Source organism: Rhodopseudomonas pseudopalustris (assembly GCF_900110435.1).
In the GTDB taxonomy this organism is placed as follows: domain Bacteria; phylum Pseudomonadota; class Alphaproteobacteria; order Rhizobiales; family Xanthobacteraceae; genus Rhodopseudomonas; species Rhodopseudomonas pseudopalustris.
Map to the genome: position 1 here is coordinate 89752 of NZ_FODT01000003.1, position 22924 is coordinate 112675.

Annotated in this window: 18 protein-coding genes; 5 read left to right on the top strand and 13 right to left on the bottom strand. The window is 65.4% G+C overall.

Going from position 1 to position 22924, the window contains the following annotated elements; all coding sequences use genetic code 11:
• Positions 1–110: 110 nt before the first annotated feature.
• On the bottom strand, positions 111–1058 hold the full coding sequence (locus BMY71_RS06715) for an IclR family transcriptional regulator (protein WP_092682612.1): 948 nt from the start codon (positions 1056–1058) through the stop codon (positions 111–113).
• A gap of 264 nt (positions 1059–1322) precedes the next feature.
• Complete coding sequence (locus BMY71_RS25560; RefSeq protein ID WP_041805387.1) at positions 1323–1580, bottom strand: hypothetical protein; 258 nt, start codon at positions 1578–1580, stop codon at positions 1323–1325.
• A gap of 127 nt (positions 1581–1707) precedes the next feature.
• Between BMY71_RS25560 and BMY71_RS06725 the strand changes: the two genes are divergently transcribed.
• Both BMY71_RS06725 and BMY71_RS06730 read left to right on the top strand, forming a co-directional pair.
• Positions 1708–2868, top strand: coding sequence for a TAXI family TRAP transporter solute-binding subunit (locus BMY71_RS06725; RefSeq protein WP_092682614.1), 1161 nt, complete (start codon positions 1708–1710; stop codon positions 2866–2868).
• Positions 2869–2898: 30 nt separating this feature from the next.
• The gene (locus BMY71_RS06730; RefSeq protein WP_092682616.1) at positions 2899–4977 is read left to right on the top strand and encodes a TRAP transporter permease; all 2079 of its coding nucleotides are present in this window, start codon (positions 2899–2901) and stop codon (positions 4975–4977) included.
• Positions 4978–4998: 21 nt separating this feature from the next.
• Here BMY71_RS06730 and BMY71_RS06735 read toward each other — a convergent pair whose 3' ends face one another.
• From BMY71_RS06735 to BMY71_RS06750, 4 genes are all read right to left on the bottom strand, one after another.
• A complete protein-coding gene (locus BMY71_RS06735) occupies positions 4999–7092 on the bottom strand; it encodes an acetate--CoA ligase family protein (RefSeq protein ID WP_092682618.1) in 2094 nt (697 codons plus the stop codon).
• Positions 7089–7454: a Zn-ribbon domain-containing OB-fold protein gene (locus BMY71_RS06740; RefSeq protein WP_092682620.1), complete on the bottom strand. Its 366-nt coding sequence runs from the start codon at positions 7452–7454 to the stop codon at positions 7089–7091. Before BMY71_RS06740 ends, BMY71_RS06735 begins: the two co-directional genes overlap by 4 nt.
• Positions 7451–8587 carry a thiolase family protein gene (locus BMY71_RS06745; RefSeq protein WP_092682622.1) on the bottom strand — a complete coding sequence of 379 codons (1137 nt, stop codon included), beginning with the start codon at positions 8585–8587 and terminating at the stop codon, positions 7451–7453. The genes BMY71_RS06740 and BMY71_RS06745 overlap by 4 nt, the downstream gene beginning before the upstream one ends.
• A 180-nt stretch (positions 8588–8767) precedes the next feature.
• Positions 8768–9979, bottom strand: a complete 1212-nt coding sequence (locus BMY71_RS06750) for a CaiB/BaiF CoA transferase family protein (RefSeq protein ID WP_092682624.1) — start codon at positions 9977–9979, stop codon at positions 8768–8770.
• A gap of 245 nt (positions 9980–10224) precedes the next feature.
• Between BMY71_RS06750 and BMY71_RS06760 the strand changes: the two genes are divergently transcribed.
• Positions 10225–11118 carry a hotdog family protein gene (locus BMY71_RS06760; protein WP_092682626.1) on the top strand — a complete coding sequence of 298 codons (894 nt, stop codon included), beginning with the start codon at positions 10225–10227 and terminating at the stop codon, positions 11116–11118.
• Positions 11119–11279: 161 nt separating this feature from the next.
• Here the strand turns inward: BMY71_RS06760 and BMY71_RS06765 are convergent, their stop codons facing one another.
• The 7 genes from BMY71_RS06765 to BMY71_RS06795 form a co-directional block, all read right to left on the bottom strand.
• Positions 11280–12806, bottom strand: a complete 1527-nt coding sequence (locus tag BMY71_RS06765) for a class I adenylate-forming enzyme family protein (RefSeq protein WP_092682628.1) — start codon at positions 12804–12806, stop codon at positions 11280–11282.
• A gap of 23 nt (positions 12807–12829) precedes the next feature.
• Complete coding sequence (locus tag BMY71_RS06770; RefSeq protein ID WP_092682630.1) at positions 12830–13999, bottom strand: acetyl-CoA acetyltransferase; 1170 nt, start codon at positions 13997–13999, stop codon at positions 12830–12832.
• Positions 14000–14139: 140 nt separating this feature from the next.
• Entirely contained in the window at positions 14140–15126 is a 987-nt protein-coding gene (gene denD, locus BMY71_RS06775; RefSeq protein ID WP_092682632.1) for a D-erythronate dehydrogenase, read from the bottom strand.
• Between the two features lie 171 nt (positions 15127–15297).
• A complete protein-coding gene (locus BMY71_RS06780) occupies positions 15298–16218 on the bottom strand; it encodes a carbohydrate ABC transporter permease (protein ID WP_011503711.1) in 921 nt (306 codons plus the stop codon).
• Positions 16211–17164 carry a carbohydrate ABC transporter permease gene (locus tag BMY71_RS06785; RefSeq protein WP_092682634.1) on the bottom strand — a complete coding sequence of 318 codons (954 nt, stop codon included), beginning with the start codon at positions 17162–17164 and terminating at the stop codon, positions 16211–16213. The genes BMY71_RS06780 and BMY71_RS06785 overlap by 8 nt, the downstream gene beginning before the upstream one ends.
• Before the next feature lie 258 nt (positions 17165–17422).
• Positions 17423–18748, bottom strand: a complete 1326-nt coding sequence (locus BMY71_RS06790) for an ABC transporter substrate-binding protein (RefSeq protein ID WP_092682636.1) — start codon at positions 18746–18748, stop codon at positions 17423–17425.
• Positions 18749–18834: 86 nt separating this feature from the next.
• Positions 18835–19899 carry an ABC transporter ATP-binding protein gene (locus tag BMY71_RS06795; protein ID WP_011503714.1) on the bottom strand — a complete coding sequence of 355 codons (1065 nt, stop codon included), beginning with the start codon at positions 19897–19899 and terminating at the stop codon, positions 18835–18837.
• A 237-nt stretch (positions 19900–20136) separates the two neighbouring features.
• Between BMY71_RS06795 and BMY71_RS06800 the strand changes: the two genes are divergently transcribed.
• Positions 20137–21945 (top strand): IlvD/Edd family dehydratase, encoded by a 1809-nt coding sequence (locus BMY71_RS06800; protein ID WP_011503715.1) that lies wholly within the window; start codon positions 20137–20139, stop codon positions 21943–21945.
• Positions 21946–22177: 232 nt separating this feature from the next.
• A complete protein-coding gene (locus BMY71_RS06805) occupies positions 22178–22912 on the top strand; it encodes an SDR family oxidoreductase (RefSeq protein WP_092682638.1) in 735 nt (244 codons plus the stop codon).
• The last annotated feature ends 12 nt before the right edge of the window (positions 22913–22924 follow it).

Consider the following 22924-nt stretch of genomic DNA (forward strand, 5'->3'; position numbering starts at 1 on the left):
TGAGGGCCGAGCGACGACTCGGCCTCCCCGCACTTTGCTGAACCTCGTCCCGAGGAGCGGCGTCTTCGCCGCGTCTCGAAGGACGAGGCTGGAGGGCAAGCCGTCGTTGATCAGGCCGGCACCTGACCGTGTCGACGCCGCTCGTCCACTGCGCGGATGCTGCGCGGGTCGGTTCGTCGGGCCGCGGTCGCCGTTCCCGTCCGGCCTGTCGGCTTCCCCGCGCCGGCTGCCAGCAGTCCGCCATCGGCGTTCTGTATCAGGGCGTCGATCGTTGCGCTCAGCCGCAGCAGCACCGGCGCAACCTCGTCGTGAATCCGCTGCTCGTCGTACATCGCGGACAACAGGCCGATATTGACCACGACATAGGTCTGGTACTGCGGCGACCACATCGGCACTGCGATGCCGTTAATGCGCGGGCTGAACAGTCCGCAGGAGATCACGTAGCCGCGCTCGCGCAGCATCGCGCGATTGGCCTCGAGGCGGCTGCGCAGCAGCGGCGCGTGCTCGGGGAATTCGCGCTCCATTTCGGTCAGCAGCGCGTTGGCAGCGTCCTCTTCCAGCGCCGCTGTGTAGGCATGACCTCCAGCCGTAAGCGTCATCGCAATCCGGCTGCCGGTCGTCGATTGCAGACCCGACGCATGCGGCGCGCGGGCATATTCAAAGTATACAAGATGAAAGCGGTCCGGAATCAGGAACCCGATCGTGCCGGGGATCTGATCGGCGACTTCCTGCAGCCGCGCCCGGATCAGACTGCGCAGCTGCAGCCCGCGCATCATCGCCGTACTCATCGCCACCGCGCTCGGGCCGATGCGATATTTCTGGTCACGCGGCAGATACACCAGCTGGCCCATCCGCGTCAGCGTGTGGGTCAGCCGCGACACCGTCGAGCGCGGCAGTCCGCAGCGATTGGAGATCTCGAGATTGCCGAGACGCGCCTCAGCGCCCTCGAAGCAGCGCAACACGTCGAAGGCGCGCGACACCACCTGGATCACATCGCCTTCGCCGGCGAATTCGCCACTGCCACCCTGCCTGCAGAGCCGTTCCGAGCGTCGTCCCATCCTATTTCTTCCCGCTGGTTCTTGATGCCCAATGCGCCGCGCCGGGAGCGTCCATCGTTCAGGAACGACGCACATTTCTTGATTTCATTCTGCGGAATATATTTCCACTTGAACACAACGCTACATCACGCAATCTGTGTCGACAACACAAACAAGCCGGGAGCGCCCGCTGCTGTTCGACCACTCAGCGCAAGATTTTTCCGTGATACCGCCGGTGAAACTCAGCGCGCGCGAACTCAGACGCCGGAGGCACCATGCCCGACATCAAGATCGCCACCGAGGTTGCGGGCGCGTCTGCGTATTGCCGGTCGCGGTCGGTAACGACATCGGCGACGGAGCCATTTCGCCGTTTGTCGAAGCGATGAAGATTCCTGTTCCGCGCCCGTCGGCGGAACTCTGATGGCGCTGCATGTCAGCCTCGATGACGTCGTCGCCGAAGGCCAGTTGCTCGCCGTGATCGAGACCTGAACGGCGACGCACCGCGGCCAGTCGGATCGAACGTTCAGCGACTTCATGCCGCATTGCACAGCGACGATCTGTCCACACACCGGCACGGCAATCGACCCACTCGGCGTTGCTAACATCTATTCGCGATGACATGATCCTCAAAAAGCTATTCGCTCGAGCGAATGCATCTGGGGAGAGAGACATGATCCGACGGTTTGGTCCGCTGGCGACCATCGCCATCTCGTGCGCCGTTTTCGTCACCACCGGCGCGGCGGCAGATGAGCCGAAGCTGCCGTCGACGATGACGTTCACCGCTTACGACACCGGGACCGCCGGCTTCAACATCGCGGTCGCGATCGGCAAGATGATGAAGGACAAGCACAGCACCGACGTGCGCGTGCTGCCCGCCGGCAACGACGTCGCCCGCCTCGCGCCGTTGCGCGCCGGCCGCGCTCAAATGGCCTGGATGGGATCCGGCACGTATTTCGCGCAAGAGGGCGTGTTCGAGTTCGGCGCCAAGGAATGGGGACCGCAGTCGCTGCAGATCTCGCTCAGCGTGGTCGACTGCAGCGCGACATCGCTCGGCGTGGCCAAGGACGCCGGCGTCAAAGAGATCAAGGATCTGCGCGGCAAGCGCGTCGGCTTCGTGGTCGGCTCGCCGGCGGTGAACCAGAACACGCTCGGCATCATCGCGTATGGCGGCCTCACCCAGAAGGACGTCAAGATCATCGAATTCGCCAGCTACGGCGCGATGTGGAAGGGGCTGATCAACAACGACGTCGACGCCACCTTCGGAACGACCATCACCGGCCCCGCGAAGGAGGTCGAGAATTCGCCGCGCGGGTTGATGTGGCCGCCGATGCCCCACGCCGACAAGGCGGCCTGGGAACGCGTCATGAAAGTCGCGCCGTTCTTCAAGCCGCATGTGTCGACCTGCGGCGCGGCGCACGAGCCGGGCAAGCCGATCGAACTGTCGCACTACCCCTACCCGATCGCGACCGTCTACGGCTCACAGCCGGCCGATCAGGTCTACGCGATCACCAAATCGATGATCGTCAACTACGACACCTATAAGGACAGCGCGCCGGGCGCCGCCGGGCTCGCGGTGAAGACACAGACGATGAAATGGGTGGTCCCGTTCCATCCCGGCGCAGTGAAGGCGCTGCAGGAGGCCGGGCAATGGAGCCCGGAGGATCAGACCCACAATGACGGGCTGATCAGGCGCCAGGGAGTGCTCGCCGCCGCGTGGAAGACCTATGTGGGTTCGGCGCCGTCCGGCGACAAGGAGTTTCTCGACGGCTGGATGGCGGCGCGCGCGGCCGCGCTGAAGAAGGAAGCAATGCCGAACGGCTTCGAGCAGTAATCCCCGACGCGGCCACCGGGGGACAACGCCATGCGCGCAGACCAGCACGCCTCTCGCCCGACCAAACGGATCGTGTTCGACGATCCGCATTCGGTCGACAACATGCAGGAAGCCGAAGTCACGCGGGTTCGCACCCTGCACGGCTTCTGGCGATGGGCGCTGATCGCCGCCGCCGCCGCGACCATTCTGCTGTGCATCAACCAGCAATTCTCGCTGCGGTTCTTCATCGACTACACCCAGCTCAATACGGAGTACTTTTATCTCCTGATCGCCCTGATGCTGCCGTTCACCTTCCTGATCTTTCCGGGCTCGGCGCAAGCGCGGCTCGACCGCGTGCCATGGTACGACATCGTACTGTTCGCACTGACGGTCGCGTCGGCGCTGGTGTTGATGAGCTACATCCGCAAGGCGGCCGAGGCCGGCTGGGAGTTCGGCGGCGCGCCGACCCAGGTGTTCATCGCCGGATTGGCGATGTGGGCGCTTCTGATGGAGGCGCTGCGGCGGACCGGCGGCTGGAGCCTGCTGCTCTGCGTGTTTCCGTTCACGGTGTATCCGCTATTCGCCGGCGCGAGATGGCTCGGCCCGCTCGGCGGCTCGCAGTCGACGCTGGAACAGGCGACCGCCTATCACGTCCTGTCCGGCGAGAGCCTGCTCGGAATTCCGATCCAGGCCTTTGCCGACACCGTGATCGGCTTCCTGGTGTTCGGCACCGCGCTGATGATGACCGGCGCCGGCAAGTTCTTCATCAACCTTTCCTTTGCGATCTGCGGCACCTTCCGCGGCGGCGCCGCGAAAGTGTGCATCTTCGCCTCCGGCCTGCTCGGCATGATGTCGGGCTCGATCATCTCCAACGTGCTGACCGCCGGGACCATGACCATCCCGGTGATGAAGAAGAGCGGGTTCCGCGCCTCTTATGCCGCCGCGATCGAAGCCTGCGCCTCGACCGGCGCTGTGCTGGCGCCGCCGGTGATGGGCGCCACCGCCTTCGTGATCGCGCAATTCCTCAACGTTTCCTACGCCGAGGTCGCGGTCGCCGCGATCATTCCGGCCACGCTCTACTACATCGGCCTGTTCATGCAGGTGGATTCCTACGCCGCGCGGCACGGGCTGGAAGGCATCCCGCGCGCCGAACTGCCGAGCGTGATTCAGACGCTGAAGGAGGGCTGGTACTACGTCTTCGTCATCGCGCTGCTAGTGGTGATGCTGCTGCACTTCAAGCGCGAAAGCCACGCGCCGTTCTACGCCACCGCGCTGCTCTTGGTGCTCAACCAGATCTTCTCGAAGGATACCCGCTGGACGCTCGCGACCATCGGCCGGTTCTTCGAGGTCAACGGCCGCACCTTCGTCGAACTGGTCGGCATTCTCGCCGGATGCGGCCTGTTGATCGGCGCCTTTTCGATGACAGGCGTGATCTCCAGCCTCGCGGGCGACCTGCTGCGGATCGCCGGCGACAACGCCTTCCTGCTGTTGGTGATGTGCGCGGTGACGAGCCTGGTCCTCGGTCTCGGGCTGACGACGACCGCCTGTTACATCTTCCTCGCCATTCTGGTGGCGCCGGCGTTGGAGAAGCTCGGGCTGAACCGCATGGCGGTGCACATGTTCATCTTCTACTGGGGGATGCTGTCGTCGATCACGCCACCGGTCGCGATCGCCTCGTTCGCCGCGGCCGGGATCGCCGGATCGCCGGCGATGAAGACCGGCTGGGAATCGATGTGGGTCGGCAGCATCATCTATTTCATCCCGTTCTTCTTCGTGATGAATCCGGCCCTGGTGATGCAGGGACCGGACCCGTATCTGGCCGCGATCGGCCTGATGGCGCTGGCGGCGATCGGCACGCTGTTCATCTGCGGCGGCATCCAGGGCTATCAGATCGGCATCGGCGATCTGCGCCGGGCCGGCGCGGCGGAATGGCCGCTGCGGATCGCGCTGGTGATCGGCGGCTTCGTGCTGGCGACGCCCGGCGGCGGCATCAATCCGCTGTCGCAGATGCAGATCACCGGGCTCGGCCTCTGCATCCTCACGCCGACCGTTCTGATCGCAGTGCTTCTCCTCCGGCGCGGCGGCGAGAGCGGCCTGTTGCGGCCGTCGACGCGGCCGTCGGCCTCGTGACCGGCGCCGCAACCGATCCCGTCAGGCGCCGTGAAACACCACGGCGTCGACGACCACGCAACCCTTGCCGGCGCTGCCGAGCATCACCGGGTTGAGGTCGAGGCTGACCACGCGCGCAGCGGGATCGCGCATCAGCTCCCCGATCTTGACCACGGCGTCGGTGAGCGCGTCGAGATCCATCGGTTCCTCGCCGCGCACCCCGGCGAACAGCGGCGCGACCCGCAGCGTCCGCAACGCCTCGCGGACGTCGTCGGCGCTGAACGGCGGCAGCAGCAGCTTGGTATCGCGGAAAATCTCGACATATTTGCCGCCGTCGCCGACCACCACCACCGGACCGAACACCGGATCGCGATGCGCGCCGATCATCATCTCGCGCCGCCCGCCGGCCATCGCCGCGACGATCACACCGTCGAAGCATGAGCCATTCCTGGCGATGATCTGCTCCATCTCGGTGAAGATGTCGCCGGTCGCATCTGCCGAAGTCACGCCGAGCCGGACCAGGCCGAGTTCGGATTTGTGCGCGATATCGGCCGAACAGCCCTTCACCACCACGGGGCCGCCGATCATCGTGAATGCCGCGACCGCCTCGTTGCGCGACAGGCACAGCCGATGCGGCACGACGGGGATGCCGCGCGACGCCAGCAGCGCCAGGCTATCGGCCTCATTGAGCATCAGCGCGCTGGAGCGCGTTGCGACCGGCGCTTCGCTCGCATTGTGTGTCCGGCGTCGCTCGCGGGCCGTGGCCATCAGCTCGCGATGCGCGAGGAACTGGTGCAGCGCCGTCACCGCCTCGACTTCGGTCGGGAAAACCGAGGTGCCGTTGGCCGCGAACGCCTGCGCCACGCTCGGCTGCGTCGCCGCCACCACCAGCGGCTTGCCGGTCTGCTTGCCGAACGCCGCGGCGTCGCGCGAAAACGCCTCGACGTCGTAGCCGGGCCCGGCGACCGGCACACCGATCAGGAACGCGTCGGCGGCGGGGTCTTCGGCGATGACCGGCAGGATGTCGCCGAACAGCGCGCTGTTCGACAGCAACGCCGCGGTGAGGTCGATCGGGTTGGTGGTGGTGGCGAAGCTCGGCAGAATGCCCTTCAGCTTGGCGTCGGTCTGTGGCGCGAGCTTCGCCATCGGCATTCCGACGCTGGTCGCGGCGTCGGCGGTCAGCACGCAGACCGCGCCGGAATTGCTGATCGCCACCAGCCGCCGCCCCTGCGGCTTCCAGCCCTTGAGATACAGCTCGGTCGCTTCGACCAATCCGCGCATGTCCGGCGCGCGCCAGATGCCGTGATGTTCGAAGAACGCATCGACGACGCGGTCTTCATTCGCGAGCGCGCCGGTGTGCGATTGCGCCGCCTGCTTTCCGGCTTCGGTGCGGCCCGATTTCAGCGCGATGATCGGCAGATCGCGATCCAGCGCGATCGACGCCAGTTCTTCGAGATACTTCTTGTCCGGAATGCTCTCGAGATAGAGCAGCATCAGCCTGACTTCCGGGTCCTCGGCGACCGCGCAGGCGAGCTCGCCGACGGTGATATCGGCATCGTTGCCGGTGGCGTGGGTGTGGCGGACGCCAATGCCCTTCTGCCGCAGGAAGCCGACCGGCACGGTCGACAGCGCGCCCGACTGGCTCAGCATCGCGACGTGCCCCTCCGCGCGATCCATGTCCATGAACATCGTCGAGAACGACGCGATCGCGCCGGTGCCGAAATTCGCCAGCCCCTGCGAGTTCGGACCGACGATCCGCATCCCGGCCTTGTGCGCGGCGGCGACCATGCGGCGTTCTTTCGCCTTGCCTTCGACCGCATCGACTTCGCCGAAGCCCGACGCCATCACCACCGCGATCTTGACGCCGGCGGCTGCGCAATCCTCGACCGCGGCGATCGCGTTGTCGCCGGCGACCGCGACGATCACCATCTCCGGCGCTTCGGGCAGATCAGCGAGCGAGGCGTAGCTCTTGTGGCCCTGGATTTCCGGCCGGCTCGGATTGATCGGATAGACCTTGCCCTTGAAGCCGAATTTGTCGAGGAAATGCACCGGCCGGCCGCCGACCTTGTTGGGATTGTCCGAGGCGCCGATGATGGCGACGGATGTCGGGTCGAGGGCAGCGCGCAGGCGGCTCATGAGGCAGTCCTTTCGAAATACGGAACGAGGCGACCGGTGAAGTGTGCAAACCGCGCGCGCACAGGGTCGCCGATGGCGAGATCATTGGCGCCGTGCGCCATCATGCGGAAACCCTCGGCGGCGTCGATCAGCACGATCTTGAAGGGCACGTGCTCACGCGCCTCCGCCGTCGCGGCGCGGCACACCAGCGTCGCGGCATGAACCGTACCCGAGCCACTCGCCCGCAGCGTGGCGAGATCGCCACCGCCGCAGGCGGCGCAGAAGTCGCGGCGGAAGTACTGCGCCGCGCCGCAGGCGTTGCAGCGCTGATAGACGATGACCTCCGCGCCCGTGGTCCAGTCCGACATCGCCGCCATGCTCATCGCACCCGCTCCAGAAACATGCTGACATGCGACGACAGCACGCCGCCGTCGCCGTGCAGCAGCGCTACCGAGGCGTCGCGGACCTGACGATCGCCGGCGCGACCGGTCATCTGCAGATGGGTCTCGACCAGATGCGCCATCGCCCCGCCGACGCCGCAATGGCCGTAGCTCAGCAGCCCGCCGTGGGTATTCAGGGGCATCACGCCAGCGCGCGAGAAATTCCCACTGCGCGCTTGCGCGGCGGCTTCGCCGCGTTTGGCGAGGCCGAGGTCTTCGAGTAGCATCAACAGCGTGATGGTGAAGCTGTCATAGACCGCGGCGTAGCGGACATCGCCGATCGCCACACCGCTCGCCGCTTTCGCCCGCTCCACTGCAAGCTCCGCTCCCGATGGCCCCGCGGCCGGCATCGCGGTGACGTGCTGATGAGTATGCGCCTGGGCGCAGCCGCGCACCTTGACGCGATGCGCCGTGGTCGGCTCGGCGCTGATCACCAGCGCCGCGCCGCCGTCCGACACCGGGCAGCAATCGAGCAGTTTCAGCGGCGAGGCAATCGGCTTCGACGCCATCACCTCGGCGACGCTGATCGGATCGCGAAACTGCGCCCCGGGATGTGTCGCCGCATGTGTGCGCATCAGCACCGCAAATTCGGCGAGGTCCTCTTCGGTGACGCCGTGATCGTGCATGTAGCGCGACGCGACCAGGCCGTAATAGGCAGGAATGGTCGGCCCGAGCGGCACTTCGTAAGTCGGATGGCCGACCTGCGCCAGCGCCTGCACGGAGGCGTCGCGGCTCTGGCCGGTCAGCCGGTTCTCGCCGCCGACAACCAGGATGTTCTTCGCCGCGCCGCTTTCGACGAGCTGATGCGCCAGCATCGTCATTGCCATCCCGGTGGCGCCGCCGACCTGTATCGCGTGGCAGTAACTCGGCTGGATGCCGAAATGCTCGGCGAACACCGTGGCCAGCATGATATGCGGCATCGTCGTCGAATAGCCGCACAGCAGCCCGTCGATATCGTTCCGCGCGAGCCCGGCGTCGGCGACGGCCAGCTCGGCCGCCTCGCGCATCAGCGACAGCGTGGTCGAGCCTTCGATCTTGCCGAACGGGGTGAGGCCTGTGCCGGAGATGTAACTCATGAAGCGCGCCCGGCGCTTAGCATCACCCCATCGTCCGTCATTCCGGGACGCGCCCCTTGGCGCGGGCCCGGAATCCATACTCCCTGACGGTGGTCATGGATTCCGGGTTCGCCGCTACGCGGCGCCCCGGAATGACGATGGAGAGGTTTTCCACGATGATCAGTAAGAGCTTTCATCGCCTCAACTCTGTCCAGTCGCTGCGGGCAGCTTCAACGCACCGCATCCCGCCAGCGCCGCTATCTCATCCTTCGCATAGCCCGCCTCGGCCAGCACCTCAGCGCCTTGCTCGCCGAGCCGAGGCGCGAAGCGCTGGCGTTCGACCGGGGTTGCGGACCACGTCGCCGACACTTTCATGTCGCGGATTGCGCCTTCGCTCGGATGCTCGACCACAGCGAAGAAATCAGTCGCGACCAGATGCGGATCGTCGAGAATGCTCTCGAGGTCGTGCATCCGCATCGCCGGAACATCGGCTTCGTCGAGCAGCCGGGTCCATTGCGCCGTGGTGCGCGTCTGAAAAATCCGCGCCAGCTCGGCATAGACCACGTCGATATTCACCGCGCGCCTGGCGAAGCTGGCGTAGCGCTCGTCGGCCAGCAGATCGTCGCGGCCGACCGCGCGCAGGAAACTGAACCATTGCTTGTCGTTGTAGACCATCGCGCAGATGTAACCGTCTGCGGTCTGGTACGGACGCCGGTCCGGCGACAGATGCCGCGCATAGCCGCCACGATCGAGTGGCGGCTCGTAAGTGAGCCCGCCGAGGTGATCGCCCATCACGAAGCTCGCCATCGTTTCGAACATCGGAATATCGACGCGCTGGCCCTGCCCGGTCCGATCGCGATGCACCAGGCTGGCGCAGATCGCTCCAACGGCGGTGAGACCGACAATACGATCGACCAGCGCGTTCGGCACGTAGCGCGGCGTGCCGTCGCCGACGCGAGCGTTGAGCGACGGCAGCGCGGTGGCGCCCTGGATCAGATCGTCATAAGCCGGCTTCGCCGCGTAGGGTCCATCCTGGCCGAAGCCGAATACGCCGGCATAGATCAACCGCGGGTTGATCGCGGCGACATCGTTGTAGCCGAGGCGCAGCCGCGCCATCGCCTGCGGGCGTACATTATAGACCAGCACATCGGCGGTCGCGATCAGTCGAAGCGCGGCGTCACGGTCGGCGGGGTGCTTGAGGTCGAGGCAAATGCTGCGCTTGTTGCGGTTCGTATTGAGGAACACCGGGCCCATGTCGGGGTGGCGCGCAGGCCCGATCTGCCGCGTGACATCTCCTTCGGGGGCCTCGATCTTGACCACGTCGGCGCCGTAGTCGCCGAGCATCTGGGTCGCATAGGGCCCCATCAGCACCGACGTCATGTCGACGATCTTCACGCCCTCGAGTGGCCCCATCGCCGCGTGTGCTCCCTGGTGCGTTTAGCGGCGCTCTCGGCGGCGCCGTCGCTCCCGTGTAGCGTGGAGCGATCGCGAAGATCAAGCTGGCCCGCGGCATGGCGCCCCTGCGCCGCCACTTGCGGCGCGCGATGTTCCGCGCCGCGGAAACGTTGAGCGTCCTCATTGACCGCGGCAGCCCAGATAGTCCACTGGGTGAGCAAGCCGGAACAGCTGCGATCGATCCCGACGCCAGAGCACACCAGATGACGACACACCACAAGACCTTCCTTGCGCCACCGTTCGTGGCGACGATGGCGCTCGGCGCGTTGTGGCCGTCGCCGGGCTGGAACGCAAAGCACGGCTTTCCGGAGTTCAGCTTCATCTGGCGCGACTACCGGATCAGCAAGGATGCGCTCGGCGTGCTGCAGCGGCTCGCCGGCCGCGACGACGACACGACCACCGATCGGCTGTTGCTGCTCGCGCCGCACGTCACTGGATTCCGCCTGACGATGACGATGCTGATGCATCCGCAATGGCCGCTACCGATCTGGCGCGCGCTGCAGTTGCGCAACCGGTTGATCCGCCGCGGCGAGATCAAGGTCGCCTATCCGTCCGACCTGATCGTGCGGGCGATCGCCTGGCGCGTGCACGACAAGGGCATCGAGCTCGACATCCACGCGCAACTGCTGCAAGGCGACGATTGCCCGTGGGAGAGCATCACGACTTTCTATTACCGCGGCCGTTTCCAGCCGCTGTTTTCGCGCGGCCCGGCCGAGGGCGCATCGGCGATGTCCCCGGTTGTTGATCCGACCCTCGCGCCGATGGCGCGATGGACCATCGATGGCGGCCGACGCCTGCGCTTCGCGGGGCTGACCGGCGATTACAATCCATTGCATCTGCTGGACGCTTACGCGCGACGAACCGGCTTTGCTGCGGCGTCGGCGCATCCGCAGCGCATCGTCGCGCAATGCCTCGGTCACATCGCCGATGCGGACGCGCCGGCGCAGCAACTCGAACTATGGCTCAAGGGACCGGTGTATTTCGGCCGCGACGTCACGCTGCGCGCGTGCCGCTCGCCGCACGGCGACGACTTCGCGCTGTGGCTCGACGGCGATGAACGGCCGGCGCTGGTGGGGCGTCTATCGAGCGCGATCTGATCGAAGATCGTCCGCACGGCGTTAGAGAGCCGTCCCCTGAGGTGGCCGCGCAGCGGCCCTCGAAGGGCGACGGCGGGACGCGCCCGCCACACCAGTCATCCTTCGAGGCTCGCCGCGCTCGCGCCTCAGAATGAGGGTCGGTGCGCCATGCGACCGGACGCTTACTTCACCATCTTGCGCAGCTCGGTCTTCAGCACCTTGCCGTAATTGTTCTTCGGCAGGCTTTCGAGAAAGACGTAGCGCTTCGGACGCTTGAAGCGCGCGATCGCGTTGAGGCAATGCGCGTCGAGCGCGGCATCGTCGGGCACCGTCCCTTCCGCGAGCACGACGCAGGCGACGACGTTCTCACCCCATTCCGGATCGGCGACGCCGATCGCCGACACCTCGCGCACCGCGGGATGCGTCAGCAGCGCTTCCTCGACCTCGCGCGGATAGATATTGGTGCCGCCGGAAATGATCACGTCCTTGGAGCGATCGGACAGCGTCAGGAAGCCGTCTTCGTCAAGACGACCGACATCGCCGGTTCGGAGCCAGCCGTTCTTGAGCGTCTCGGCATTGGCGTCGGGATTGTTCCAATAGCCGAGCATCACGGTCGGGCCCTTGGCCTCGATCTCGCCGGTCTCGCCGGCCGGCAGCACTTCGCCATCGGCGCCGGTGATCCGCACCGACAGCGCGCTTTGCGCGACGCCGACCGACGCCAGCCGCTGCAGATAGCGCGGATGATCGACGTCGGCGTGACGCTCGCGCTTCAGCGAAGTGATCGTCATCGGCGATTCGCCCTGACCGTAGATCTGCACGAAGCGCTGGCCCATCACATCGATCGCATCGCGGATGTCGGCCAGATACATCGGCCCGCCGCCATACACGATGGTGCGCAGCCCGTCGCCGCGCTCGCCGCGGCGCCGGGCGGCGTCGACCAACCGCCGCACCATGGTCGGCGCTGCGAACATCGCAACGTTGCCGAGCTGCTTGCCGAGGTCGAGGACTTCGTCGGGGTCGAAGCCGCCGGAGTCCGGCACGACATGGCGCGCGCCGAACCGAACGTGGATGAAGTTGTACAGCCCCGCGCCGTGCGAAATCGGCGCGGCGTAGAGCGCCGCATCGTCCGGCGACACGGCGTCGACGTCGGCGAGATAGCACAACGACATCGCGATCAGATTGCCGTGGCTGAGCATTACACCCTTCGGCCGGCCGGTTGTGCCCGAGGTGTAGAACAGCCAGGCGAGGTCGTTGTCCTCCCGCGCGACCGGGACCTTGTCGCCGCCGCCACTGCGGGCTCGGTGATACTCATCGCTGTCCAGCGACAGGGTCGACATGCCGGACGGCAGATCGTCCACCGCCTCGCCGAGCGAGGCGGCGGTGTCGTCGCAGATCAAGGCGAGCTTCGCCTCCGCGTTGCTGCAGATCCACGCCGCCTCGCGGCCGTGCAGCTTGGCGTTGATCGGAATCGCGACCGCGCCCGCCCACCAGATGCCGTAGAGCGCTTCGAGATACTGCGTGCAGTTGGTCGCGAACAGCGCGACGCGGTCGCCGGGCGCGATGTTGTAGTCACGCGCCAGCGCCGCGGCGAGAGCCGCCGCGCGGCCTGAAAACGTCGCGTAGTCGGCCTCGATCGTCGCGCCACGCAGCAGCGCGGGCGCGCCGGGCCGAAGCCGGGCGCTCGCTGCGAGCCATTCGGCCAGATTCATCGCCAGACTCCAACCGGCAAGCGTTACTTCGCCGGCTCGAGCACCGAGACGTAGTTGGCGACCGCGGCGCCGCCCATGTTGAAGATGCCGCCGAGCTTGGCGTCCTTGATCTGCATCCCTTCCGGCGCCTGGCCGAGCAGCTGCATCGCGGTCAGCACGTGCATCGACACGCCGGTGGCGCCGATCGGATGGCCCTTGGCCTTGAGACCGCCGGACGGATTGATCGGCAACTTGCCGCTCTTCAGGGTCCAGCCTTCCTTGATCGCGCGCGCGCCCTGCCCCTTCGGCGTCAGCCCCATCGCTTCATATTCGATCAGTTCGGCGATGGTGAAGCAGTCATGGGTCTCGACGAAGGACAGATCGTTCAGCGTGACGCCGGCCTGCTCCAGCGCACGCTGCCAGGCGAGCGTGCAGCCTTCGAACTGCAGGATGTCGCGCTTCGACATCGGCAGGAAGTCCTGCGCGTGCGCGGTGGCGCGGATGTTGACGGCCTTGCCCATCGTCTTGGCGTTCTCGGCGGAGGTCAGCACCAGGGCCGCCGCGCCGTCGGACACCAGCGAGCAGTCGGTGCGCTTCAAGGGACCGGCGACGAACGGGTTCTTGTCGCCCTCGGCGCGACAGAACTCGAAGCCGACGTCCTTGCGCATCTGCGCGTAGGGATTCGACACGCCGTTGTGGTGATTCTTGGCGGCGATCATGGCGAGGGCGTCGGACTGGTCGCCGTATTTCTGAAAGTACTTCTGCGCAATGATGCCGAACACGCCGGCGAAGCCGGCAGGCGTCTCGCCGTCTTCCGGCAGATACGAAGCGCGCAGCAGGTTCTTGCCGATCTCCGGGCCCGGCGTCCGGGTCATCTGCTCGACGCCGACCACGAGGACCACCTTGGCATGGCCGGCTTCGATGGCGCGGATACCCTGATGCACGGCGGCGGAGCCGGTGGCGCAGGCATTCTCGACGCGGGTGGCGGGCTTGAAGCGCAGCGCCGGATCGGCCTGCAGCACCAGCGCCGCGGTGAAATCCTGCGGCGAGAAGCCGGCGTTGAAATGACCGAGCACGATTTCATCGACGTCACCCGCCGCGATACCGGCGTCCGCGATGGCCTCGTTCGCGACCCGGACGATCATGCTCTCGACGGTCTCGGCGTCGAATTTGCCGAAGGGCATATGCGCCCATCCAACGATGCTGGCGGTCATGGCGTTTCTCCTCAAGACAGGGTGGTAGTGATTTGCCCGCAATATAGGACGGCCGTCAGCCAAAGGCACCCCCCGCCTCGGTCATGCCGGTAGGGCAAAAAGTCTGGCGGGCGAGGTGGCCGGACCGGCGGCCGGCCGCGTCAGGCGACGAAATTCCCGCCGAGTTCGTCGTCGATGTGATTCCGGATGATGTCGTCGAAGGTCTTCTCGGCGGTGGTGAAACCGAGCTGCCGCGCGCGGTCGGTCGAAAAATTGCGCGGCCAGCCGGCGACGATGCCCATGATCACCGGGTCCGGCTCGCGCCTGATCCGCGCGACGACATTCTTGCCGGTGACGCGCTCCAGCGCGGCAATCTGCTCGCCGACGGTCGCGGCGAGGCCGGGCATCGAAAGATTGCGCCGCGGGCCGATCGCCTTTGTGTCCATCGTGCCCGCGTGGATCAGGAAACCGACCGCCGAGCGCGGCGAGGCGTGCCAGTGCATCACGTCGTCGGAGACCGGCAGCACCGCCTCCTGCCCGGCCAGCGGTTCGCGGATGATGTCGGAGAAGAATCCGGACGCCGCCTTGTTCGGCCTGCCGGGCCGCACGCAGATCGTGGGCAGACGAATGCCGACGCCGTCGAGAAAGCCCCGGCGGGTGTAGTCGGCGATCAGGAGTTCGCAGATCGCCTTCTGGGTGCCGTAGCTGGTCAAGGGCGTCGACAGGAACTCGTCGCCAATCTTCTCGGGGAACGGCGCACCGAACACCGCGATCGACGAGGTGAACACCAGCCGCGGGTGATAACCGTCGCCGACCGCGCGGATCGCTTCCAGCAGATGCCGCGTGCCATCGAGGTTGATGCGATAGCCCTTGTCGAAATCCGCCTCAGCTTCGCCGGAGACGATCGCGGCGAGGTGGAAGATGACTTGCGGCCGCGGCGCCAGCAGCGGCGCGGCGCTCGCAGCGTCGGCGAAATCGCTGGTGACGATCTCGACCGGAATCGTCGCATCCAGCGGCTGCGCCGCGGCGACCACATCGTGCAATGTGATGCGGGTGATCTGGCGATCGCCGAGATGGCCGTCGGCCAGCAATCGATCCACCAATTTGCGCCCGACCATGCCGGCGGCGCCAAGAACGAGAATGTGCAAGGAACGTCCCCTCTCTTCTGTCATTCCGGGATGCTACCAGGCGGCGGAGCCGACTGGTGGCAGGCCCGGAATCCATATCCCCTGCAGGGGTTATGGATTCCGGGTTCGCGCTGCGCGCGCCCCGGAATGACAATTTCCAATGTTGGCATTCGACGCAAGATCCAGCCCGCGCTATTCCTTGACCGCACCCGTCATCGCCGAGACGTAGTGCTCGACGAAGAACGCGTAGAGGATGACCAGCGGCAGTGAGCCGACCAGCGCGCCGGCCATCAGCGAGCCCCATTTGTAGATGTCGCCGTCGACGAATTCGTTGACGATTGCGACCGGCACGGTCTTGTTCGGCGTCGATTGCAGAAAGGTCAGCGCGTAGATGAACTCGTTCCAGCACAGCGTGAACGAGAAGATGAAGGCCGAGATCAATCCGGGCACCGCCAGCGGCACGATGATCTTGGTGAGGATCTGCCAGCGCGAGGCGCCGTCGATCAGCGCGCATTCCTCGAGCTCGAACGGGATGGTCTTGAAATAGCCCATCAACAGCCAGGTCGAGAACGGGATCAGCAGCGTCGGATACACCAGGATCAGCGATAGCGGCGAGTCGAACAGCCCGTAGGCCTGGATCACCGACGCCAGCGGAATGAACAGGATCGAGGGCGGCACCAGATAAGCGAGGAAGATCGCGCCGCCGACGCTGTCGGCGCCGCGGAATCGCAACCGCACGATCGCATAGGCCGCGAGCACGCTGGCCACGATCGACAGCGTGGTCGCCGCCGCCGCGACATACATCGTGTTCCACAGCCAGCGCGGATATTGCGTCTCGAACAGCAGCTTCGAGATGTGCTTCAGCGTCGGCTTCACAACCCAGAACGGGTTGTAGGTCTCCATGTCGATCAGCTGCTCGTCCGGCTTGATCGAGGTCAGCGCCATCCAGTAAAACGGAAACAGCAGGATCACGACGATGATGAACAGGGGTAGATACAGCGTCACCAGTCGTCGCGGCAGCGACTCCAGATAGCTCATGCCCTCGCTGTCGTCGTCCTTGGTCATGGTCGGCGATTTCGCGAGGCGCGGATCGGATGCGGTGGTCTCAGTCATTGTCCGTTCCTTGCTGCCATTTGCGGCGCTGCATTCCGAACCAGGAGATCGCGATCGCCGCGAGCAGGAACGGGATCATCGCAGTGGCGATCGCCGCACCCTCGCCGAGCCGGCCGGAGAGAATTCCACGCTGATACGACAACGTCGCCATCAGATGCGTGGCGTTGACCGGACCGCCGCGGGTCAGCGCCCAGATCAACTGGAAATCGGTGAAGGTGAACAGCACCGAGAATGTCATCACCACGGCGATGATCGGCGTCAGCAGCGGATAGGTGATGTAGCGGAAGCGCTGCCACGAGGTCGCGCCGTCGAGCGTCGCCGCTTCATACAGCGACGGCGACACGGTCTGCAGGCCGGCCAACAGCGTGATCGCGACGAACGGCACGCCGCGCCAGATATTGGCGAAGATCACGCTGGCCCGCGCCCAGGCGGTGTCGCCGAGGAAATTGATGTTCTGATCGATCATGCCGAGCTTGATCAGCGACCAGGAGACGATCGAAAATTGCGAATCGTAGATCCACCAGAACGCGATCGCCGACAGCACGGTGGGCACGATGAACGGCACCAGCACCGCGGCGCGGATCATCGCCTTGAATGGCATGTGCCGGTTCAGCAGCAACGCGAGATACAGCCCGACCGCGAATTTGATCGCACTGGCGACCGCGGTGTAGAGAATGGTGTTGAACACCGACAGCCAGAAGATGCTGTCGTCCCACAGCCATTCGTAGTTCTCGACGCCGACATAGACGCCGTCGCGGCCGATCCGCGCGTCGGTGAAGCTCATCCACACGCCGAGGAACAGCGGATAGGCCAGGAACAGGATCAGGAACGCCGCGGCGGGCATCATGAACCACAGCGCCAGCCAGTTGCGGTTGGTCGAGAGCCGCTGCCACGCCGACGCGCCGCCGCGCGAGGGAACCGGCGATGTTGTTTGAAGGGTGCTCATCGACGGCTGCTTCCTTGAAGGGGCATGCGCTGATTCATCCTCGGTACCGATTTTGCCGGATCTCAAACAACCCGTTCGTCATTCCGGGGCGCGCGGAGCGCGAACCCGGAATCCATAACCACCACCGGGAGTATGGATTCCGGGCCTGCGCCCCAAGGGGCGCATCCCGGAATGACGAACTTGATCGCTTCAATGCGGTCTACCGGCCGCAATGAAAGGAGGCTGGCGCCGCGCGCCAATCTCGCGTCGTCAATCGCCTCACGCCCGGAAGATTCGCTTCGCCGCGCGTTCGGCGCTGCTCATCGCGGTCTTCACGTCTTCGCGGCCGGTGCAGTAGTTCGCGAACATGTCGACCACGACGAAGTCGGCGATCGCGGCGGCGGCGTTCTCGCCCATCTGGCCGTCGCCGGCAGGCGTCGAGGCGGTGCGGCCGACGTCGCGATACGGCGTGTTCTTCGGGTCCGCGGTCCACATCGGATTCTTCTCGTAGTCGAGTAGGAACGGCGACAGATAGCCCTGCGCCGCCTCGACCCAGGGGTTGAACTGCTCCGGCTCCATCATGAAGGCGGTGAACGCCTTGCAGGTGTTCGGGAACTTGGTGAAGTTGTAGATCAGGATCGGAAAGCCGAGATGCATTTCGCGGGTCTTGCCGCTGACGCCGGCGGGCAGATGCGCGTGGTTGATGTCCGCCGCCATCTCCTTGTTGTCCTTCTTGGCCGTCACGTAAATCGAGATGCCGTTGACGGTGAGATAGAGCTGGCCGGCCAGAAACGCCTTGTTGTTGGACGCGTCGTTCCACGACGCCGTGCCGGGAATAAAACTGTCGTACAGACCCTTGGTGTACTCCAGCGCCTTTGCGGTCTCGGGTGAATTGACGACGACCTTGTTGTCCTTGTCGATCAGCCTTCCGCCATGCGCCCACAGCGCCCAGTGCAGCCAGCTGTTGGCGTCGCCCGAGGCGTGGCCGAGCGCCATTCCGGCCGGCGTGCCGTTCTTGTTCAGGCCCTTGATCAGATCGGAGAAGCCGGCGAGGTCCTTCGGAAACTCCTTGTGGCCCGCTTTCTCCGCCGCGCTGATCCGGTAGTTGACGAGGCCGCCGGTCGCCGCGACCGGAATGCCGATCCACTTGCCGTTGTGCATGCCATAGGCCTTGCCGGAATCGGTCCAGCCGCCGCACTTCTTGGCGAGATGGTCGGCGACGTCGGAGACGTCGGTGCACTTGCTCGGGAACAGGAACGGCAGCGAATACAGCCCCCACACCATATCGAGACCCTGCCCCGTATTGGCGGCCACCGAGGCCTTCGGCTGGATGTCGTCGTAGGATTCGTTGGAGACGTTGATGGTGACGTTGTTGGCCTTCTGGAACGCATCGACGATCTTCATGAAGGCCACGTCTTCGGCCTCGACGAAGCGCTTCCAGCGCAGCAGATTGATCTTGGCGCCCGCTTCCGGCACCCAAGGCGAGGTTTGCGCCCAGGCCTTCGCATAACCCAGCAATTGATCAGCGGACATGGTCGCCGCCGCGGCCAGAGTCAGCGCGCCACCCTTCAGCAACGAGCGGCGATCGAATGTGAAGTCAGTCATCGGTCGTTAACTCCCTGTCTTTGCTTGGTATCGCTTCTTGCTTGGTATCCTGGTTCGTGATCGAGCAATTTGTTCGATCGAAGCCGTCAGATGCGTTGGCCGGTCTCCTTGTCGAACAGATGGGCGACGCTCGGCCGCGGCTGCAGGTGAATGACGTCGCCCGGCTGCACCTGATGGCGCTCGCGAAACACCGCGATGATTTCCTGAGCGCCGACGCGTGCGACGATCTGGGTTTCCGATCCGGTCGGCTCGACCACGACGACCTCGGCCTCGATGCCGCTGTCGGCGAAATCCAGATGCTCGGGGCGAATGCCGTAGGTGATCGGACGTTCATTGCTGCCCGCCGGCGCCTCGCTGATCGGCAGCCGCGCGCCATTGGCCGTCTCGACGAAGGGCTCGCCGCCATTGACCTTCAACGTTCCATCGAGAAAATTCATCGCCGGCGAGCCGATGAAGCCGGCGACGAATTTGTTGGCCGGGTTGTCGTATAGATCGAGCGGCGCGCCCATCTGCTCGACGATGCCGTCCTGCATCACCACGATCTTGTCGGCCATGGTCATGGCTTCGATCTGGTCGTGCGTGACATAGACGGTGGTGGTCTTCAGCCGCTGATGCAGCTCCTTGATCTCGGTGCGCATCGCCACGCGCAGCTTGGCGTCGAGATTCGACAACGGCTCGTCGAACAGAAACACCTGCGGGTCGCGCACGATCGCACGGCCCATCGCCACGCGCTGGCGCTGGCCGCCGGAGAGCTGGCGCGGGAAGCGTTCGAGCAGTTTCCGCAGATCGAGAATGTCGGCGGCCCGATTGACCTTCTGGTCGATCTCGTTCCGATCAGCGCCGCGCAGCTTCAGCGAAAAGCCCATGTTCTGCGCGACCGTCATATGCGGATACAACGCGTAGTTCTGGAACACCATCGCAATGTCGCGCTCTTTCGGCTGCACGTCGTTGACGACGCGGTCGCCGATCGAAATCGTTCCGGAGGTGATTTTTTCCAAGCCTGCCAGCATCCGCAGCAGGGTCGACTTGCCACAGCCCGATGGGCCAACCAGCACGACGAACGCCCCGTCCTCGATCGGAACCGTCACGCCATGCAGGACTTCGAAGCCGCCAAATGATTTCCGCACGTCGTGAATCTGCACCGACGCCATACAGCACCTCCCGGGACCGGCCTATTGTGTGCGGTCGTTGCCGCCGGCCGGATCTTTGTTGCAATGATCTTAGCAGAAATTCCGTACTCTGTCGCGCCACCAAATTAACTCCGCCGATCAGCATGACCGCCGATTGCGGAGCTGCGAACGACATGTCAGCATGCGTCTCCGCTGAATGACTCAACATCAAAACGCTCAAGAGCCCGACAAACGGGAGTGTGCGCTGCGGGAGAGACGATGAACAAGATCACCCCGGGGACTGCCCGGCGCAAGCTCCGCTCCAGCGAATGGTTCAACGACCCGCACAACCCTGCGATGACCGCGCTGTATCTCGAGCGCTATCTGAACTACGGGCTGACCCGCGGCGAGCTGCAATCCGGCAAGCCGATCATCGGCATCGCGCAAACCGGAAACGATTTGTCGCCGTGCAACCGCCACCATCTGGAATTGGCGCAGCGTGTCCGCGAAGGCATCCGCGCCGCCGGCGGCATCGCGATGGAATTCCCGGTGCATCCGATCCAGGAAACCGGCAAGCGGCCGACTGCGGCGCTCGATCGCAATCTCGCTTATCTCGGCCTAGTCGAGATCCTGTTCAGCTATCCGCTCGACGGCGTGGTGCTGACCACAGGTTGCGACAAGACCACGCCAGCCTGCCTGATGGCGGCGGCGACCGTCAACATCCCGGCGATCGTGCTGTCCGGCGGACCGATGCTGAATGGCTGGCACAATGGCGAACGCTCCGGATCGGGCACAGTGGTCTGGAAATCCCGCGAGCGCCTCGCCGCCGGCGAGATCGACTACGAAGAGTTCATGGAGATCGTCGCATCGTCGGCGCCGTCGGTCGGCCATTGCAACACCATGGGCACCGCCTCGACGATGAATTCGCTGGCCGAAGCGCTAGGCATGTCGCTGCCGGGCTGCGCCGCGATCCCTGCGCCCTATCGCGAGCGCGGCCAGATCGCCTACGCGACCGGCCTGCGGGCGGTGGAGATGGTGTGGGAGGATCTGAAGCCGTCCGACATCCTGACCCGCAAGGCTTTCGAGAACGCGATCGTCGTCAATTCGGCGATCGGCGGCTCGACCAACGCGCCGATCCATCTCAACGCGCTCGCCCGTCACATCGGCGTCGAGCTTTCGATCGACGACTGGCAGAGCGTCGGCCACGCCATTCCGCTGCTGGTCAACATGCAGCCGGCCGGCTTCTATCTCGGCGAGGAGTATCATCGCGCTGGCGGCGTGCCGGCGGTGGTCCGCGAATTGATGAGGCACGGCAAAATTCATACGGACGCGATCACCGTCAACGGCCGTACCATGGGCGACAATTGCGCGTCGGCCCCCGCCCCCGATGGCGAGGTGATCAAGTCCTACGACGGGCCGCTGGTACAGGACGCAGGCTTCCTGGTGCTGCGCGGCAATCTGTTCGATTCCGCGATCATGAAGACCAGCGTGATCTCACTGGAATTCCGCGAGCGCTATCTCGCCAATCCGAACGATCCGAACGCGTTCGAGGGCCGCGCCATCGTGTTCGAAGGGCCGGAAGACTATCACGACAGGATCGACGATCCGGCGCTCGACATCGATGAGCATTGCATCCTGTTCGTGCGCGGCACCGGGCCGATCGGCTATCCCGGCGGCGCCGAGGTGGTGAACATGCAGCCGCCGGCGGCGCTGATCAAACGCGGCATCCACTCGCTGCCCTGCATCGGCGACGGCCGCCAGTCCGGCACCTCGGGCTCGCCCTCGATCCTGAACGCGACACCGGAAGCCGCCGCCAATGGCGGGCTCGCGATCCTCAAGACCGGCGACCGCGTCCGCGTCGACCTGAACAAAGGGAGCGCCAACATTCTGATATCGGACGATGAGCTGCGGCAGCGCCGCGCCGACCTCGAGGCGCATGGCGGCTTCGCCTATCCGAAGCATCAGACGCCGTGGCAGGAATTGTATCGTGCGACCGTCGGCCAGCAGGCCACCGGCGCCTGCCTCGAACTCGCCACCCGCTATCGCGACATCGCCGGCACCGTCGGCGTCGCGCGGCATAATCATTGATGCGAGTGTCGGTGACGCAAGGCCTCTCCACGCGGCACGAACTCACCTCTCCCCGCGCGCGGGGAGAAAGATTTCTCACCACCACACCGTCATTCCGGGGCGCGCGCAAAGCGCGCGGATCCGGAATCCCGAGATGCCCTGAACCTCTGGATTCCGGGTCTGCGCCCTGCGGGCGCATCCCGGAATGACGCACCATGAATTTGCGCGAAGACGCAACTGAACGAGGAAACACATGTCCGAACGTCTGAAAGGCAAGCGCGCGTTCGTCACCGCCGCCGCTGCGGGGATCGGGCGCGCTTCGGCGATCGCGTTCGCACGCGAGGGCGCAGAAGTCTTCGCAACCGACATCGACGAAGCCGGGCTCGCCAGCCTCGCAAAGCAAGGCATCGGCGAAGCAGCAAGGCTCGACGTCCGCGACAGCGCCGCGGTCGAGGCCATCGCGAAACAGGCTGGCCGCGTCGACATCCTGCTCAATGCCGCCGGCTTCGTGCATCACGGCACCGTGCTCGACTGCTCCGACGCGGATTGGGAGTTCTCTTTCGATCTCAATGTGAAGTCGATGCACCGCACGATCCGCGCGTTCCTGCCGGGTATGCTGGCGGCCGGCCACGGCTCGATCGTCAACATCTCCTCGGCGGCCGGCGTCTACAAGGCGGCGCCGAACCGCTACGTCTACGGCGCGACCAAGGCCGCGGTCGCGGCGCTGACCCGCGCGGTCGCCGCCGACTTCATTACCAAGGGCATCCGTTGCAACGCGATCTGCCCGGGCACGATCGAGACGCCATCGATGCTCGGCCGCGCCGCCGCCGCCGGACCCCAGGGCCGCGAGATGTTCGTATCGCGCCAGCCGATGGGCCGACTCGGCACCGCGGAGGAAATCGCCGCGCTCGCGGTCTATCTCGCCAGCGACGAAAGCGCCTTCACCACCGGAGTCGCCCACATCATCGACGGCGGCTGGACGCTGTGAGCAGGAGCATCG

Bases quoted from the DNA above. Each gene is read 5' to 3' on its own strand.
- BMY71_RS06740 (WP_092682620.1), bottom strand. From the start codon at position 7,454: ATGAGCATGGCGGCGATGTCGGACTGGACCACGGGCGCGGAGGTCATC.
- BMY71_RS06760 (WP_092682626.1), top strand. From the start codon at position 10,225: ATGACGACACACCACAAGACCTTCCTTGCGCCACCGTTCGTGGCGACG.
- BMY71_RS06800 (WP_011503715.1), top strand. From the start codon at position 20,137: ATGAACAAGATCACCCCGGGGACTGCCCGGCGCAAGCTCCGCTCCAGC.
- BMY71_RS06750 (WP_092682624.1), bottom strand. From the start codon at position 9,979: ATGGGGCCACTCGAGGGCGTGAAGATCGTCGACATGACGTCGGTGCTG.
- BMY71_RS06725 (WP_092682614.1), top strand. From the start codon at position 1,708: ATGATCCGACGGTTTGGTCCGCTGGCGACCATCGCCATCTCGTGCGCC.
- BMY71_RS06780 (WP_011503711.1), bottom strand. From the start codon at position 16,218: ATGACTGAGACCACCGCATCCGATCCGCGCCTCGCGAAATCGCCGACC.
- BMY71_RS06735 (WP_092682618.1), bottom strand. From the start codon at position 7,092: ATGAGCCGCCTGCGCGCTGCCCTCGACCCGACATCCGTCGCCATCATC.
- BMY71_RS06765 (WP_092682628.1), bottom strand. From the start codon at position 12,806: ATGAATCTGGCCGAATGGCTCGCAGCGAGCGCCCGGCTTCGGCCCGGC.
- BMY71_RS06790 (WP_092682636.1), bottom strand. From the start codon at position 18,748: ATGACTGACTTCACATTCGATCGCCGCTCGTTGCTGAAGGGTGGCGCG.
- BMY71_RS25560 (WP_041805387.1), bottom strand. From the start codon at position 1,580: ATGCGGCATGAAGTCGCTGAACGTTCGATCCGACTGGCCGCGGTGCGT.
- BMY71_RS06745 (WP_092682622.1), bottom strand. From the start codon at position 8,587: ATGAGTTACATCTCCGGCACAGGCCTCACCCCGTTCGGCAAGATCGAA.
- BMY71_RS06795 (WP_011503714.1), bottom strand. From the start codon at position 19,899: ATGGCGTCGGTGCAGATTCACGACGTGCGGAAATCATTTGGCGGCTTC.
- BMY71_RS06715 (WP_092682612.1), bottom strand. From the start codon at position 1,058: ATGGGACGACGCTCGGAACGGCTCTGCAGGCAGGGTGGCAGTGGCGAA.
- BMY71_RS06805 (WP_092682638.1), top strand. From the start codon at position 22,178: ATGTCCGAACGTCTGAAAGGCAAGCGCGCGTTCGTCACCGCCGCCGCT.
- BMY71_RS06730 (WP_092682616.1), top strand. From the start codon at position 2,899: ATGCGCGCAGACCAGCACGCCTCTCGCCCGACCAAACGGATCGTGTTC.
- BMY71_RS06770 (WP_092682630.1), bottom strand. From the start codon at position 13,999: ATGACCGCCAGCATCGTTGGATGGGCGCATATGCCCTTCGGCAAATTC.
- BMY71_RS06785 (WP_092682634.1), bottom strand. From the start codon at position 17,164: ATGAGCACCCTTCAAACAACATCGCCGGTTCCCTCGCGCGGCGGCGCG.